Origin of the sequence: Streptococcus sp. A12 (assembly GCF_905372335.1) — a bacterium.
Lineage (GTDB): Bacteria > Bacillota > Bacilli > Lactobacillales > Streptococcaceae > Streptococcus.
Genome location: NZ_CAJPOU010000001.1, coordinates 52,795 through 65,887, shown reverse-complemented (window position 1 = coordinate 65,887; position 13,093 = coordinate 52,795). Strand labels below are relative to the sequence as shown.

Annotated in this window: 18 protein-coding genes; 4 read left to right on the top strand and 14 right to left on the bottom strand. The window is 39.4% G+C overall.

Going from position 1 to position 13,093, the window contains the following annotated elements; translation table 11 throughout:
• Nucleotides 1-77: 77 nt before the first annotated feature.
• The 8 genes from QZ158_RS00350 to QZ158_RS00315 form a co-directional block, all read right to left on the bottom strand.
• Nucleotides 78-365: an XRE family transcriptional regulator gene (locus QZ158_RS00350; protein ID WP_293872885.1), complete on the bottom strand. Its 288-nt coding sequence runs from the start codon at nt 363-365 to the stop codon at nt 78-80.
• Nucleotides 358-708 (bottom strand): HTH domain-containing protein, encoded by a 351-nt coding sequence (locus QZ158_RS00345; RefSeq protein WP_293872883.1) that lies wholly within the window; start codon nt 706-708, stop codon nt 358-360. Before QZ158_RS00345 ends, QZ158_RS00350 begins: the two co-directional genes overlap by 8 nt.
• A complete protein-coding gene (locus QZ158_RS00340; RefSeq protein ID WP_293872881.1) occupies nt 705-941 on the bottom strand; it encodes a hypothetical protein in 237 nt (78 codons plus the stop codon). The genes QZ158_RS00345 and QZ158_RS00340 overlap by 4 nt, the downstream gene beginning before the upstream one ends.
• Before the next feature lie 13 nt (nt 942-954).
• Nucleotides 955-1,158: a hypothetical protein gene (locus QZ158_RS00335; RefSeq protein ID WP_293872879.1), complete on the bottom strand. Its 204-nt coding sequence runs from the start codon at nt 1,156-1,158 to the stop codon at nt 955-957.
• A gap of 1 nt (nt 1,159) precedes the next feature.
• Nucleotides 1,160-1,360, bottom strand: a complete 201-nt coding sequence (locus QZ158_RS00330) for a hypothetical protein (RefSeq protein WP_293872877.1) — start codon at nt 1,358-1,360, stop codon at nt 1,160-1,162.
• Nucleotides 1,357-1,809 (bottom strand): hypothetical protein, encoded by a 453-nt coding sequence (locus QZ158_RS00325; protein WP_293872875.1) that lies wholly within the window; start codon nt 1,807-1,809, stop codon nt 1,357-1,359. Before QZ158_RS00325 ends, QZ158_RS00330 begins: the two co-directional genes overlap by 4 nt.
• Nucleotides 1,810-2,106: 297 nt before the next feature.
• Nucleotides 2,107-2,733: a Rha family transcriptional regulator gene (locus tag QZ158_RS00320; protein WP_293872873.1), complete on the bottom strand. Its 627-nt coding sequence runs from the start codon at nt 2,731-2,733 to the stop codon at nt 2,107-2,109.
• A 14-nt stretch (nt 2,734-2,747) separates the two neighbouring features.
• Nucleotides 2,748-2,945 (bottom strand): helix-turn-helix transcriptional regulator, encoded by a 198-nt coding sequence (locus QZ158_RS00315; RefSeq protein ID WP_293872871.1) that lies wholly within the window; start codon nt 2,943-2,945, stop codon nt 2,748-2,750.
• Nucleotides 2,946-3,108: 163 nt separating this feature from the next.
• On the opposite strand from QZ158_RS00315, the gene QZ158_RS00310 reads away from it, so the two are divergent.
• The 3 genes from QZ158_RS00310 to QZ158_RS00300 all read left to right on the top strand — a co-directional run bounded on the left by QZ158_RS00310 (nt 3,109) and on the right by QZ158_RS00300 (nt 6,237).
• Nucleotides 3,109-3,882 (top strand): helix-turn-helix transcriptional regulator, encoded by a 774-nt coding sequence (locus QZ158_RS00310; protein WP_125837941.1) that lies wholly within the window; start codon nt 3,109-3,111, stop codon nt 3,880-3,882.
• Nucleotides 3,883-4,058: 176 nt separating this feature from the next.
• The gene (locus QZ158_RS00305; protein ID WP_293872866.1) at nt 4,059-4,757 is read left to right on the top strand and encodes a type II toxin-antitoxin system PemK/MazF family toxin; all 699 of its coding nucleotides are present in this window, start codon (nt 4,059-4,061) and stop codon (nt 4,755-4,757) included.
• Nucleotides 4,758-5,070: 313 nt separating this feature from the next.
• On the top strand, nt 5,071-6,237 hold the full coding sequence (locus tag QZ158_RS00300) for a site-specific integrase (protein WP_293872865.1): 1,167 nt from the start codon (nt 5,071-5,073) through the stop codon (nt 6,235-6,237).
• A 125-nt stretch (nt 6,238-6,362) separates the two neighbouring features.
• Here the strand turns inward: QZ158_RS00300 and QZ158_RS00295 are convergent, their stop codons facing one another.
• Nucleotides 6,363-7,991 (bottom strand): polysaccharide biosynthesis protein, encoded by a 1,629-nt coding sequence (locus QZ158_RS00295; RefSeq protein ID WP_293872864.1) that lies wholly within the window; start codon nt 7,989-7,991, stop codon nt 6,363-6,365.
• An 86-nt stretch (nt 7,992-8,077) separates the two neighbouring features.
• On the opposite strand from QZ158_RS00295, the gene QZ158_RS00290 reads away from it, so the two are divergent.
• Nucleotides 8,078-9,523 (top strand): UDP-N-acetylmuramoyl-L-alanyl-D-glutamate--L-lysine ligase, encoded by a 1,446-nt coding sequence (locus QZ158_RS00290; protein WP_293872863.1) that lies wholly within the window; start codon nt 8,078-8,080, stop codon nt 9,521-9,523.
• Nucleotides 9,524-9,561: 38 nt separating this feature from the next.
• Here the strand turns inward: QZ158_RS00290 and QZ158_RS00285 are convergent, their stop codons facing one another.
• The 5 genes from QZ158_RS00285 to pflA form a co-directional block, all read right to left on the bottom strand.
• Entirely contained in the window at nt 9,562-10,212 is a 651-nt protein-coding gene (locus tag QZ158_RS00285; protein WP_293872862.1) for a DUF1803 domain-containing protein, read from the bottom strand.
• Entirely contained in the window at nt 10,196-10,708 is a 513-nt protein-coding gene (locus tag QZ158_RS00280) for a YiiX/YebB-like N1pC/P60 family cysteine hydrolase (protein WP_293872861.1), read from the bottom strand. The genes QZ158_RS00285 and QZ158_RS00280 overlap by 17 nt, the downstream gene beginning before the upstream one ends.
• Nucleotides 10,709-10,830: 122 nt before the next feature.
• The gene (locus tag QZ158_RS00275) at nt 10,831-11,157 is read right to left on the bottom strand and encodes a DUF2568 domain-containing protein (RefSeq protein WP_293872860.1); all 327 of its coding nucleotides are present in this window, start codon (nt 11,155-11,157) and stop codon (nt 10,831-10,833) included.
• 53 nt (nt 11,158-11,210) lie between these two features.
• The gene (locus QZ158_RS00270) at nt 11,211-12,146 is read right to left on the bottom strand and encodes a manganese-dependent inorganic pyrophosphatase (RefSeq protein WP_293872859.1); all 936 of its coding nucleotides are present in this window, start codon (nt 12,144-12,146) and stop codon (nt 11,211-11,213) included.
• A 128-nt stretch (nt 12,147-12,274) separates the two neighbouring features.
• Nucleotides 12,275-13,069 carry a pyruvate formate-lyase-activating protein gene (gene pflA, locus QZ158_RS00265; protein ID WP_048689741.1) on the bottom strand — a complete coding sequence of 265 codons (795 nt, stop codon included), beginning with the start codon at nt 13,067-13,069 and terminating at the stop codon, nt 12,275-12,277.
• Between the last annotated feature and the right edge of the window lie 24 nt (nt 13,070-13,093).

Below are 13,093 nucleotides of genomic sequence, written 5' to 3'. Positions count from 1 at the left end.
CTAAAGGCTTAAAGTGTTCAATATACTGAAATGGCTCGATCTTATCAAATGGATAAACTAGGTTATTTTGAAATCCTCTAGCCTCGTAAATTACCATTTTCAACCCCCAAAAAGTTCAAGATATCACTCACTTTATAATAGGCCTTCCGTGTATCTTCTAGCGGGGGCTGGTAGCGTCTTAGCCCTGCATTTTCCCACTTTTGGAGTGTTTTATATTTTATATCTAATTCGTCCATGGCTACCTGGGCTGAAATTAAACCCGTTAAACGTGGTTTGACTGTATCACGCGCTCCCAAGTAATTCTCCACAAGCTCCAGAACGCCATGAGCTAGCTCCTGCTCACTCTCTTTACTGAGACTAAACATATTCATTATCTCCTTTCAGTAATGGCTTATAACTCTCTAAATCAGCGTTTAAAAGGACGGCTAGACGCTTCTGCTCCTCTTGTACTTGGTTATAGAATGCCTTTGCACCGTCCAACAACTCTTCCTGATTGGCTGGGATAAAATACCCTCTAAAAGCTCCATTACGTACACCGACGATAGGAACACCGTAGCGCGTGATCAGACGGCTGATGATATCCTGTACGGTTCTTTCTGATAACTTGGTAATTAGGCTGATTTCTGCCCCTGTAATTGAGTTCTCAGCCCCTACCTTGATAAAATTAAGCACACGTCTATAGTTCTCTGGTAGCGGTGGTAGTGTCATTCTGTTACCTCCCTTTCTTTGCTGATTAGGATAATCTGTCCCTTATCCCACATATCAGAAAAATCTGTTAGGGTTTCTAATACTCGCTCTAGCTGATTTTTTTCCTCGATACTGTAGCAATCAAATTTATCTTCTAGGGAAAAATCTAGCATAGTCTGAAAAGCCTCATTTAACCACTGACCAAAGTTTTCTGCCCGTGATTTTGCAAGGTCAAATTGTTTGTCTTTTGTCATATTTCTCCTCGTTCTAATTGTATCTTTTGCCTGTTAGCTGAATATAACGCCCATAGCAAGGGTCTAAATCCTCGCTAGGTGTTTCTATCGTCTGTTTGCTTTCTCGCTCAAATTGGGTGCTTTTTTTGCGGTCTCGGTGGTTTAAATAAAGCAGTAAGCCAATCAATACCATCATGAAGATAACCGCCTGTGTATTGGTTAAATCTAGTTCATTCATGTTATGCCCTCGCCTTATAGTTCTTGATGTAGTCCACTTGGTCGCTTCGTCCCATCTTCAGGAAGTCGTCCACCTCTTCGGTGCTTACTTTTCGATCTACAAAATCAGCAATAAACTGAAAGAGTTTCGGGCGTTTTGCCTTGATTTCAGTCATTACTTCATCAAATTCTGCTTGTGTCATGTTGTCTAGGTCAAGTGTCATTGCATTGCCTCCTCAAACTTCTCTATAAGATGATCTTTACTTACTTTCCGATTAGCATTTTTAGAATTAAAAAGAATATCTTTTAAGGTTATAGTAGCCTCTAAATACTCCTTTTCAGCATGTTCTATATATGCCTGTTGATCTGCTTCGTTGTCAAAAAAATACTTAGCTTGACGTTTAAAGAATGCTTGTCGCATAGCGTCCATTTCAAAAATACCAGGGTGGAAAAACATTCCTGTAGTGCTTTTAGAAATGTTCTCAATTTTTTTGCTGTCGTTTAGTTCTGGTAACTCTAACCAAAGTAAACGGGACAAATCTTCTTTGATGGACTTTGTCTGACTTGCCAATAAAGAAAGTCTTCTTAGGCCATTTTTTTCGCTAATTTCTCGCATTTCTGCGCTAATTCTATCTATACATCTAGCCAAATTCTCGTATGTTGTTTCTGCCATGGTATTTACTCCTTTTTCAGTGTTTGTGTAATTGCCTTGATGGGCTTTTTAATGGTTGTTTCCTATACTAGCCAATTCCCGCGCTCAGAGTCGCCAAATTGAAAGTGTGAGAAAGTACCAGTTTAAAGAGTTAGCGCTCTCCGTATGGTCAAAATGTCCTAAATATGCTATAATCTAGGTATAAATCTTTACTAAAACCTCTTTAATAATAGCTTGCCTGCTTTTTGTTAATTTTGTTTTAGTGATAGTGTGAAAGGCTCTGCGGTGTGGTTATTGCTAAGCCTTTTTTTGTTGCGATCACGCGCTTTCTAGGCGTGTTTTTTTATTTCTGAATACCATGGCCTTTATTTCCTGATAGCTCATATTTAAGCTAATCATAGCTATCGCCATATCCTCAAATGCTTGGTACTGTTCCAACTCCTCGCTGGTCAAGCTATCAATGCCATTGTAGCCCCCACGTTCTTCTACTAACTGCTTAGCGTTCCTGTCGGTCACTGCCTTCAGTAGCAAGTTGTTCATGGTGCTATGCGCGTGCTTTGGTGCTTGATCCCAGTTCTCAATGCTGTCATGCAGTATTTTTCTTTTTGGCTTTTCTAGAGCCCTCTGCATACGAAAATTAGAAAGCTCCTCACGCATTTCAAAGAATGCTTTGACTAGGTTTGTTTTGAAGTTGGCCACTTGCTCAGTATTCTTTAAGAAAGTAACTAACAAGGTCGCTTGTTGCTCATTCAAGATATAGTCCTTGGTATTCTGGCCACTTTCCATAGCTTGGATTTTAAATCCAACCTTTCCGAACCGTTCAAACCTTGCTTGATGTTTGCGGATCGTTTTAGTTATTGTATGATGTTGCAATCCTGTGCACTCTGCAACAATACTACTTAATGTATACGGCTCTTTTTTGCCGTCCATGTATACTAGTTCCATTGGTCAGCTCTTTTCTAATCTTCTGGTGTCAGTAGCTCATCTAAGGTTACGCCCAGATATTTCGCAACTTTTAGCAAGGTTTCTGTTTCAGGGTTTTTTGTACGTTCATAGTACAAAGCTGTCAAAGTGGTTTTAGAAACACCCGTAGCTTCGTGAACGTCTGAAACTTTCTTGCGTTGCTTTGCTAAAATAATTCTAAGATTATTTTTCAAAGTTTTGCCCTCCTTGTTGTAATTCTATATTTACAACTTTGATGTTTTTTTGTAAGTTGTTGTTTACAGTTTACAAAAAAACAAAATAACTGTCAAGTAATATTTACAAATCATTGAAAAAAAAAACATCGTGATGTAAAATAGGTTAGTAAGGAGAATACCTATGATAAAAACAAACTTAAAAGAATTACTCGAAAAAAATAAACTGAGTATTAACAAATTATCAATGGAAACAGGCTTATCCCGCCCAACTCTAACCTCTCTCTTAAATAACGATAGTAAAGGAATTCAGTTCGATACACTCGAAACTCTTCTGGATTTCTTCAATATTCCTATTTCAGATTTTTTCACTATTACTGACAGAGAGATATTATTTTATTTTCAGGAAGTATTAAACTTTGATAACTTAGAAATAGTAGAAAATTCAACGATTCATAATAGTCAAAATGATGACGGTTCTGTAAATATAAAACCTAGTGAAGCTTTTTTATATAATTGCCAAGTGGTAGATCACCAAAACAAAACAAAACCGTTCTCTCTTATAGTGTCTCCGATAGAACAAGAAAAGAAATTGCTAATAATAAACCTAGCTTTTTTTAGAGCTAATCAACAAAATAAAGCTGAAGATACTTCTGATATAAATAAATTTCTCTCAAGGCTCAATAATGAAGCGATTATAAATTTAATTCAAAGCGTTATATCAAATTGGTTAAAATATTACACAAAAATAAACGAACTTGATTTATTCTTAAATTCAATGGTATTTGTAGAGATTGTTGTTTTTGGGTTTAAAACCAGGATACCTGTAGTTGTTGATATTCATAAAGAGAATACAATTGTAAAACTGTCTTTTGAAACATATATAAAAAACTCACCTAGAGTTGGGGACGATGTCTTTAGTTCTAAAATTTCTTTTATTAATGCAAAGGAAGATTAACCCACGCGCCACAATGTTCAACAATCCTGAAGCGCGTGTTTTCTCGTTGTTCGCTCTTTGTTCGCTTAACACCTATACTATCAACTAATGTTACAAAATAAAATTTAAAAACAACTACCGACTAACTTGTACTAGATGAGTATCTATAATTCGTTGGTGATCTTTAGGAGATTATTATGGCAAAGAAATTATCTAAAAACGAATCATTAAACTTTAAAAATGAAATGCTAGCAAAATTTGATGACTATCTAACTGGATTAATTGAAGGAGAACAAAAAGCAAAAGCTGAAAAAATATCTTTTTGGATTTTAGACTGGATTAACTATTTAGATAGAGAAGAAAACTTCTCTCCGAACAAAATGCTAAAATACAAGCGCGGAAGTATTGTTAAAGTTCATTTAGGATTTAATGTTGGTAGTGAAGAAGGTGGATTGCATTACGCTATTGTAATAGATGCGGATAATGATTTAAGTAATCCAGTGTTCACTGTCATACCTCTCACTTCTGTTAAAACTCATACCGATTTAGATAAACTTGGCAAAAATCAAATTTTTATTGGTAATGAGATTTATGAAAAATTAACAAATAAACTTAAGAAATTACTCAGTAAATTAAGCAGTATTCAATTACCAGAAGCCACTGAAGAAGAACTGGCCCAATTTCAGAACGAACTTGCTTACGCAAAACGAATTAAGGCAGAAATTGATAAAATGAAGACAGGTAGCATAGCTCTAATTGGTCAAGTTACTACTGTAAGTAAACTGCGTATTTTCGACCCAAGAAATAGATACGGGGTACTTAAAGGTCTTCGTGTTTCGGATGATATCCTCAACAAAATTGACGAACATCTTCAAAAAAACTTTTTCAAAAAATAAAAATAATTGACATTCAAAAAAAAGAGGCTTATAATAATAGTACATAGCTCCTTGCGAGCATTAAGAAGACGCTATCCCTTTGCGGATACATGAGCCTGTTCATTGAACAGGCTCTTTTTTGTCAATAAATCCCCATGACTTAAAACGTAGCATTAACCCTATATTCGTCTTGTTTTTTATTCTGGTACAATTACCGTCTAACTCCTTAAAATCGAATACAGGGCAAACTGTGGAGCCCTAGCATGATATAAACCACACACTAAAACCTTTTTAATAATAGCTTGCCTGCTGATGAATTAGAAAGGTTTAGATCATGAACATTACAGAATACAAAAAGAAAGACGGTACAATAGTGTACCGCACCAGCTTATATCTTGGTATCGATTCAATCACGGGTAAGAAGATTAAAACAACCATTTCAGCCCGTACCAAGAAAGAAATTAAGAACAAGGCTTTACAAGCAAAATTTGAATTTAAAAAGAATGGTGCAACTCGTACCGCTTTTACTCAATTTGAAAACTATGGTGAATTAATGGATAGTTGGTGGGAAAACTACTCACTCACAATCAAACCAAACTCACGAAACGTTATTAAAGGACAGTTAGAAAACCATCTGCGCCCAGCCTTTGGTGCATACAAACTTGATAAGTTGACCCCTGCTATAATTCAACAACAAGTCAACAAATGGGCAAAGGATTACAACCAAAACAATGGGGGATTTAAACTATATGGGCAACTCCATTCTTTCAACAAGCGCATATTACAGTATGCAACCTCATTACAGGCGATACCGTTTAATCCTGCAAAAGATATAATAGTTCCCAAAGTCAAAAAAGAGAAAACAAAGATCAAGCATTTCACAGATTCAGAATTAAAACAATTCTTTGAATACTTGGATAGCTTGGATCAAACAAGATTTAAAAATCTCTTTTGTGTCACTCTTTACAAGTTCCTGCTTGCTACGGGTTGCCGTATTAATGAAGCATTGGCACTGGAATGGTCTGATATTGATCTAGATAATGCTATTGTTCACGTCACAAAGACACTAAATTATAAACTAGAAACCAATAGTCCTAAATCAAAAGCTAGTGACCGTGAAATTGATATTGACCCTAAAACAGTTTCTATGCTCAGGCAATATAAGCACCGACAAATTCAAGAAGCTTGGAAGATTGGTAAAACTGAAACTGTCGTTTTCTCAAATCTCATTAAAAAGTATTTAAATTATAATTCGCTGGAATACAATTTAAAGGTACATTTTACAAGAGCAAACGTTCCTAATATTGGTTTCCACGGTTTCCGACACACTCACGCTAGTTTGTTATTAAATGCTGGAATACCATATAAAGAACTCCAGCACCGACTAGGACACTCCACGTTATCTATGACAATGGATACATACAGTCACCTCTCAAAAGAGAGTGCAAAAAAAGCCGTGTCAATCTTTGAAACGGCACTTAAAAATATCAAAAGTTCCTAAAAAGGAGAATATTTTTCACTTTGAGATACGTTAATCCCTTATGTATCAAGGGTTTGGCGTATCTTTAAATTATAGCTTCAAACTATAATGAAAAAAAGAGGTGGGATAGCCCCAACCTCTACTGGTTATGAAATATGAAATTTATTTCGAAGACTAGCTGCCTTGCTACCAATGAAGCGATCTAAGAAACGAAGACGAAGACCGAGACCACCGTATACGACGATTCCAACACCACCAATCAGAGCTACATAGACCATGCTGGTCACTCGACCATTTGGTTTGATGACCAAGCCAAGGATAAAGCCTGCAACTAGGACCACCAAGAGCATGATCAAGGTGAGAATGGCTGTCAATAAACTTCGTTTGAAGACTGTCTTGCGATTGAAATGAGTCACCTGATGAATTTCCTTGTACATAAGAACAATCGGAATCATGAGACCAATTGTAGTAGAAAGAAGAGGACCATAGGCTTTAAAGACATAAATGAACGGTACTTGGAGAATCAGTTTTACCAATACTCCATAGCCAAAGTAAAGAATTGCCTTCCGATTTTGGAAAAGAGCCTGGATCATTGGAGAGAGAACCGTATACAAGCCTAGGATGACCGTTTGTAACATCGCTAGGATAAAGAGCCCCAAAGCCAGGGAATCCGGTTTCCCGTAAAAGACCGTATAGAGAGGCTCTGCAATGGCTACTGCTCCAATCGTCGCTGGAAGCAAGAAGGCTACTAGCATGGTCAAATTATCTTGAACCAGCTTACCTGCAGCTCGGAAATCACCCTTGACATAGTTCTCTGTTAGGAGAGGGATTCCCACCCCACCGATCGATGTCGCAACTGCAATTAAAATCATGGTGATCTTGTTCGGATTCGCTGAAAAGTAGCTGAACTGAACCAACAGCTCTGAACGAGTGAAGTTGGTGAACCAAGACATGACATTGCTATAGGTCATCTGGTCGATGATTTGGAAGAGTTGAATGGCTGATCCTGTCACAATGAACGGAATTGCTTCACGAATAGTATCCCACAAGAGAGCCTTGGTATCAATCTGGCTATCAGACTCTGGGCGATGGATAATGTGCTGTAGAAGCCCTGTTTTCCAGAGGTAATAGACGAGGACTAGAAGACTCGCTCCCATCCCAATAAAGGCTGCAAAAGTGGACTGGGTCACAGCTTCAACGTAATCACCTGAGCCGACCTTCATAATGAAGTAGGCTGTCAAGAGCATCCAGATAACCCGAATCACTTGCTCAGCAATTTGACTGATGGCATAAGGTTTCAGATTGTTATGCCCTTGGAAGAAGCCACGAATGACACTCATGGAAGGGAAAATCAAGACTGCCCAAGACAGGCTCTGCATGACAGGGATTAGGTCTTTCCCACCTCCAGACAGATTTGCAAATACTTGAGAAAGCACATACATGATAATAGCAAAAACCAAGCCCAATAAAGACATGAACTTAAGGAAGCCACGAATCATGGCAAAACTGTGCTCTTCTTGCCCCTTGGTATTGTACTTGGCCACCTGCTTAGCGACTGCTACCGGGACGCCTGCTGTTGAAATCAGCAAAAACCAAGCGTAGATATTGTAGCCCATGGTAAAGAGACCGTTTGCCTCTGCTCCATGTTTACCCATCCAAATATACCAAGGGATGATATAGGCCGCACCTAATAGACGACTAATGAAATTGCTGGCTGTTAACCAGACTGTACCTCGAAGCATCTGGGCCTGTTGATTACTTGTTTCGTTACTCATATGTTTCCTCTGCTTTATAGTCTTCTTTCATTATAAACTTTTCCTTTACACTTGTAAAATAAGGTCTTTCAGTTTAAAATAGGATTATGATAAAGATAGAAACTGTACTAAACATTTTAAAAAAGGATCACAACTTTCGTGAGATCCTACAAGACGGAGAATACCACTATTCAGCAAGTGGTGTTTCTTTTAATCAAATTAGCTACGATAGTCGAAAGGTCAACTCCGAGACCCTCTTTTTTGTCAAGGGGGCTAATTTCAAGAAGGAATTTTTGGAGCAAGCGATCGAGCAAGGTCTCCAGTGGTATGTCGCTGAGCAAGACTTTGAGGTCAGCATCCCAGCCATTATCGTTACGGATATCAAACAGGCTATGAGCTTGATTGCCATGGAATTCTATGGCCACCCTGAGCGCCAGCTAAAACTCTTAGCTTTTACAGGAACCAAGGGCAAAACGACTTCTGCTTACTATGCCTACAAGATTCTTGAGCAAGGACACCGTCCAGCCATGCTATCCACTATGAATACAACCTTGGATGGCAAGACCTTCTTCAAATCAACCTTGACCACTCCAGAAAGCATTGATCTTTTTGAAATGATGGCCCAAGCAGTTGCCAACGATCGGACCCACCTGATTATGGAGGTTTCTAGCCAAGCTTATTTGGTGAAACGGGTTTACGGTCTGACCTTTGATGTCGGTGTCTTCCTCAACATCAGCCCTGACCATATTGGACCAATTGAACATCCAACCTTTGAAGACTATTTCTACCACAAACGTCTCTTGATGGAAAATAGCCATGCTGTTGTCGTCAATAGCGATATGGATCATTTTGAGATTCTTGCGGAACAAGTCGCTGAGCAAGACCACGACTTCTACGGTAGTCAATCAAGTAACCAAGTTCTGAACTCAAAAGCCTTTAGCTTTTCTGTCACAGGCAAGTTAGCTGGCGACTACGATACCCAGCTCATCGGTCACTTCAACCAAGAAAATGCTGTGGCTGCAGGTCTTGCCTGCCTTCGTCTAGGTGCGAGCCTCGAGGATATCCAAAAAGGGATTGCTAAGACGCGCGTTCCTGGCCGAATGGAAGTCTTGACTCAGAAAAATGGGGCCAAGGTCTTCATCGACTATGCCCATAATGGAGATAGCTTGAAAAAACTACTCTCAGTTGTTGAAACCCATCAAACGGGGACCATTTCACTGGTCCTTGGATCAACCGGTAATAAAGGAGAGAGCCGCCGCAAAGACTTTGGCTTACTTTTAGAAGAACATCCTGAGATCCAAGTCTTCCTCACAGCTGATGATCCCAACTATGAAGATCCTTTGGCTATCGCTGAAGAGATTAGTAGTTTCATCACGCGACCTGTCGAAAAAATCGCAGATCGCGAGCAAGCCATTCAAGTGGCTATGGCAACGACTAGCAAGCCTGAAGATGCTGTTATTATCGCTGGAAAAGGAGCTGACTGCTACCAAATCGTCAATGGCGTAAAAGAAGAATATCCGGGTGATGCCGCCATTGCTGAACGTTATCTATAATCAAACGAAACAAGGCTAGGAAATTTTCCTAGCCTTGTTTATTGTTTGATAAACATCAGCCTTTCCTTGTCCAAGTCCACTGCTAATTCATATTTGCCTTCATCATTTTTGCGGATATAGCCTAAGACTTCTAAACTATCGACAAAGATGTCTCTGCGCTTTTGCTGGACTACTTCTTTTTTGAGGAACTTGAGCAAAAAGCTGGTCATATACTTGAGAGCATACTCGGGATTGACATCGCCCAAAATAGCATAGAGCTTTTCTTGTTCCTCTGTCAATGGATATTGGTGTTGCACCTTGTAGAAGTAATTGGAAAGTGTCTGTGCATTTCGTTCGAAGTCAGTCTCCTCTATGAGAATTGCTGCATTGGTAGTATTGTGGAGTTCTGTTTGGAAGACCTTGGCTTTTAATTCTTGATAAACTGCACTGTCCTCTCGAACAAAGACCTCTTGATCCAGTTCAACTCGATCAGCTGACTCTAAGAAAGGCAAATTGAGAGTGTAGCGTTTATTTTCTCGAAGGATGAAGCCCGCTTTGATATACTCTTCCATCAGCTTGTCTACTGGCCGATCTGGAAACTGGGCCTTGATTTCTCGGAGGATCACATCATCATGCTGGTCCAGATAGTCCACCAAATCTATAAAAAATGGCTTCCGAGTCAAACGGGAGGGATTAAAAATCTGAATCATGAAGATTCCTTTCTTTACATTCTAAAAGAGGGGATGCTGCTAGTTGACTAGGATTGGTCCCTGGTTGATTCAGAGGCACAGAAAGTTCGAGTTTGCTGTAATATTCCCTCCAAAAATCACTAATCTCCTGCTCCCCATCCCCAAATTTCATGGGAATAGTTTCAAAAATCGGTAGGATTTCAGCGATGTACTGAGAGCAGTAAAAGCCAGACCCATCTGGATAAAAAGAGGCATTATAGGGTGCACCCAAATGTTTGCTAGCTCTCTCCTTTACCAAGTCAGCTTCCAGCTCTGGATAGACATAAAGATCGTAGAGATGAGTTGGTTCAAAAAATTCAGCCGGTTCTTGACAAATGACACCAGCTTGCCCACTAGCATGGTAGATGAAACCGTCCAAAAAGATTGCTACATGACTATAGTTCCCAGTAGAAGCCTGGATGGCCTGACCCATATCTGAAAGGTCCTTCACAAAAATCAAATCGCCATTTTCTAACATCTTTCTCTCCTAGAAAAAAAGGAGCCGAAACCCCTTTAGCTATATGGAAAACACCGTTTTCTCGTGTCAATCTCCAGTCAAATAATTACCATTTAAATAATTCATTAACTATATTATAAGAATCACTCTAGCTGAAAATAATAAAGCAGACCCAAACTTCCAAAAGACAGAACTAAGTATTGGATTCCTATTTGCAATCCATACAAATGCCAAAAACTACCACTAACTAAAATAAAAATCGACGTCTCAGCAACAAGGCGATGCCATTTTTTAAAAGCATATGGAGATTTTGGTGCCATGTATCGCGCCCAAAATAAGATTAATAGAACTGCTAGAAGAAAAAATAGGAATTTTTCCAGCCAAGAAATTTGTATCACAGATACGGAGAAAAGACCAAGGATTGCCACAACCTCAACCAAAAAGCGCAGTCCTTCAATCAATCGCATCATGCTATCACCTTCTATAAATAGTCAAATTAACAGTTCCAAATATTCATTAAGAATTACCCATTAAAGCTTTCAGTCAACTGAGGCACCACTTGTTTCTTACGTGAAACAGCACCTGGAAGGAAAGCGTGGTTGTTTTCAAGTTTGAAGTTGAAAGCTGCTTGGACCTTGTCCATGTTTGAACCAAGAGCCAAAATTTCTGAGTTTGAATTGACGATGTCTGTAATCATCAAAACAAAATCTGAGTAGCCGTTTGCCGCATTAGCCTCTTGCATTGCTACTTCGATTTCTGCTTGGCGTTCCAAGACTTCAGCAATATCAACAGTATTGACTTGGGCAACACGAATCTTATTTCCGTTGAGTTCAAAAGTCTTAGCATCGATGTCAATCAATTCTTCAGCAGATTTGCTGGCCAAGTCTGTACCAGCCTTCAACATAGCAAGACCGTACTCTTCCAAGTTCACACCTGCTAATTCTGCCAACTCAGGAGCAATGACTTTATCGGATGGGTGTGTTGTTGGTGATTTCAAAAGAAGAGTATCTGAAATCAAACCTGAAAGCATCAAACCTGCGATTTCTTTAGGAACAGCTACACCATGCTCTTTGAACATGCGGTAAACGATAGATGAAGCTGATCCAACTGGTTCCAAGCGCATGTAAAGTGGGCTGGCAGTTTCAAAATTAGCCACACGGTGGTGATCCACCACACCATATACTTCTACTTCAGCGATATCTGAAACAGATTGTTGGAATTCATTGTGGTCCGTCAAGATGACTTGCTCTGCACCTTCTGCTTTAGCTGATGTGATGACGCGTGGTGCTTCCACACCAAAATAGTCCAACACGAAAGCTGTTTCTTCATTTGGAGTTCCAAGAGCCACTGCTTCTGTATCCAAACCATAAGCTTCTTTTGCAAGATAAGCAAAAGCTACAGATGAGCCGATGGCATCTGAGTCAGGATTTTGGTGACCAAAAACGAGAATTTTTGACATGTTTCTACCTCTTCATTTTCATTTGTATATTCACTCTATTTTAGCACGTTTTTCCGTTTAAAGAAAGGGAATAGTTGTTCATTTCATCAGAAAAAGACAGCTGAAAGGACCAACTGTCTCGATTTATTTTATCCTTTAACCCGTTTCAGGTAATCTTGGTAACTTTCCGTTTCCATCAAGTCCTTCGCATTTTGAACCCGTTCTTTTGTCGGTGGTTTCACACCCTCCAACTTGTATGGAATGCCCAATTCCCGCCATTTGAATTCCCCCATAGTATGGTAAGGCAGAATTTCAAATTTATCAACATTTTTGAGGGTTTTAACAAATTTCCCAAGTTCGATCAAATCATCATCGCGGTCTGTTAAGCCTGGTACCAAGACGTGGCGAATCCAGACGGGTTTTCCAATATCAGACAAGTACTTGGCACAGGCCAAAATATTCTTGTTTGTCTGACTGGTTACAAATCTGTGCCGTTCATCGTTAATTTCCTTGATATCCAGAAGCACCAAGTCTGTCACTGCCATTAATTTATCAAATTTTTCCAGGTAACGAGGGGTATTGCGGAAAGGCAGAGCACAGGTATCGAGCGTGCAGTGAATGCCCAACTCTTGAGCCTTAGTAAAGAGGGCAATCAAAAAGTCTATCTGTAAGAGGGCTTCTCCACCACTGACCGTGATCCCACCTTTTTGACCCCAAAATCCACGATAGCGGAGGGCTTCTTCCAATACATCATCTACTGTTCGTTCTCTAGACATGTTGGTTTCCATAGCCCAAGTATCAGGGTTATGGCAATACTGACACCGCATTTGACAGCCTTGAAGAAAGACAATAAAACGGATCCCTGGTCCATCCACTGCACCGAAGCTTTCCGTAGAGTGTACCATTCCTGTTACTTTTCCATAGTCAACTGTTTCATTTTCCATGTCTTGTCCTTCTCTCTTGAAAAC

Excerpts from the sequence above, each read along its gene's own strand:
- QZ158_RS00350 (WP_293872885.1), bottom strand. The coding sequence starts at position 365 with ATGTTTAGTCTCAGTAAAGAGAGTGAGCAGGAGCTAGCTCATGGCGTT.
- QZ158_RS00345 (WP_293872883.1), bottom strand. The coding sequence starts at position 708 with ATGACACTACCACCGCTACCAGAGAACTATAGACGTGTGCTTAATTTT.
- QZ158_RS00340 (WP_293872881.1), bottom strand. The coding sequence starts at position 941 with ATGACAAAAGACAAACAATTTGACCTTGCAAAATCACGGGCAGAAAAC.
- QZ158_RS00335 (WP_293872879.1), bottom strand. The coding sequence starts at position 1,158 with ATGAATGAACTAGATTTAACCAATACACAGGCGGTTATCTTCATGATG.
- QZ158_RS00330 (WP_293872877.1), bottom strand. The coding sequence starts at position 1,360 with ATGACACTTGACCTAGACAACATGACACAAGCAGAATTTGATGAAGTA.
- QZ158_RS00325 (WP_293872875.1), bottom strand. The coding sequence starts at position 1,809 with ATGGCAGAAACAACATACGAGAATTTGGCTAGATGTATAGATAGAATT.
- QZ158_RS00320 (WP_293872873.1), bottom strand. The coding sequence starts at position 2,733 with ATGGAACTAGTATACATGGACGGCAAAAAAGAGCCGTATACATTAAGT.
- QZ158_RS00310 (WP_125837941.1), top strand. The coding sequence starts at position 3,109 with ATGATAAAAACAAACTTAAAAGAATTACTCGAAAAAAATAAACTGAGT.
- QZ158_RS00305 (WP_293872866.1), top strand. The coding sequence starts at position 4,059 with ATGGCAAAGAAATTATCTAAAAACGAATCATTAAACTTTAAAAATGAA.
- QZ158_RS00300 (WP_293872865.1), top strand. The coding sequence starts at position 5,071 with ATGAACATTACAGAATACAAAAAGAAAGACGGTACAATAGTGTACCGC.
- QZ158_RS00295 (WP_293872864.1), bottom strand. The coding sequence starts at position 7,991 with ATGAGTAACGAAACAAGTAATCAACAGGCCCAGATGCTTCGAGGTACA.
- QZ158_RS00290 (WP_293872863.1), top strand. The coding sequence starts at position 8,078 with ATGATAAAGATAGAAACTGTACTAAACATTTTAAAAAAGGATCACAAC.
- QZ158_RS00285 (WP_293872862.1), bottom strand. The coding sequence starts at position 10,212 with ATGATTCAGATTTTTAATCCCTCCCGTTTGACTCGGAAGCCATTTTTT.
- QZ158_RS00280 (WP_293872861.1), bottom strand. The coding sequence starts at position 10,708 with ATGTTAGAAAATGGCGATTTGATTTTTGTGAAGGACCTTTCAGATATG.
- QZ158_RS00275 (WP_293872860.1), bottom strand. The coding sequence starts at position 11,157 with ATGATGCGATTGATTGAAGGACTGCGCTTTTTGGTTGAGGTTGTGGCA.
- QZ158_RS00270 (WP_293872859.1), bottom strand. The coding sequence starts at position 12,146 with ATGTCAAAAATTCTCGTTTTTGGTCACCAAAATCCTGACTCAGATGCC.
- pflA (WP_048689741.1), bottom strand. The coding sequence starts at position 13,069 with ATGGAAAATGAAACAGTTGACTATGGAAAAGTAACAGGAATGGTACAC.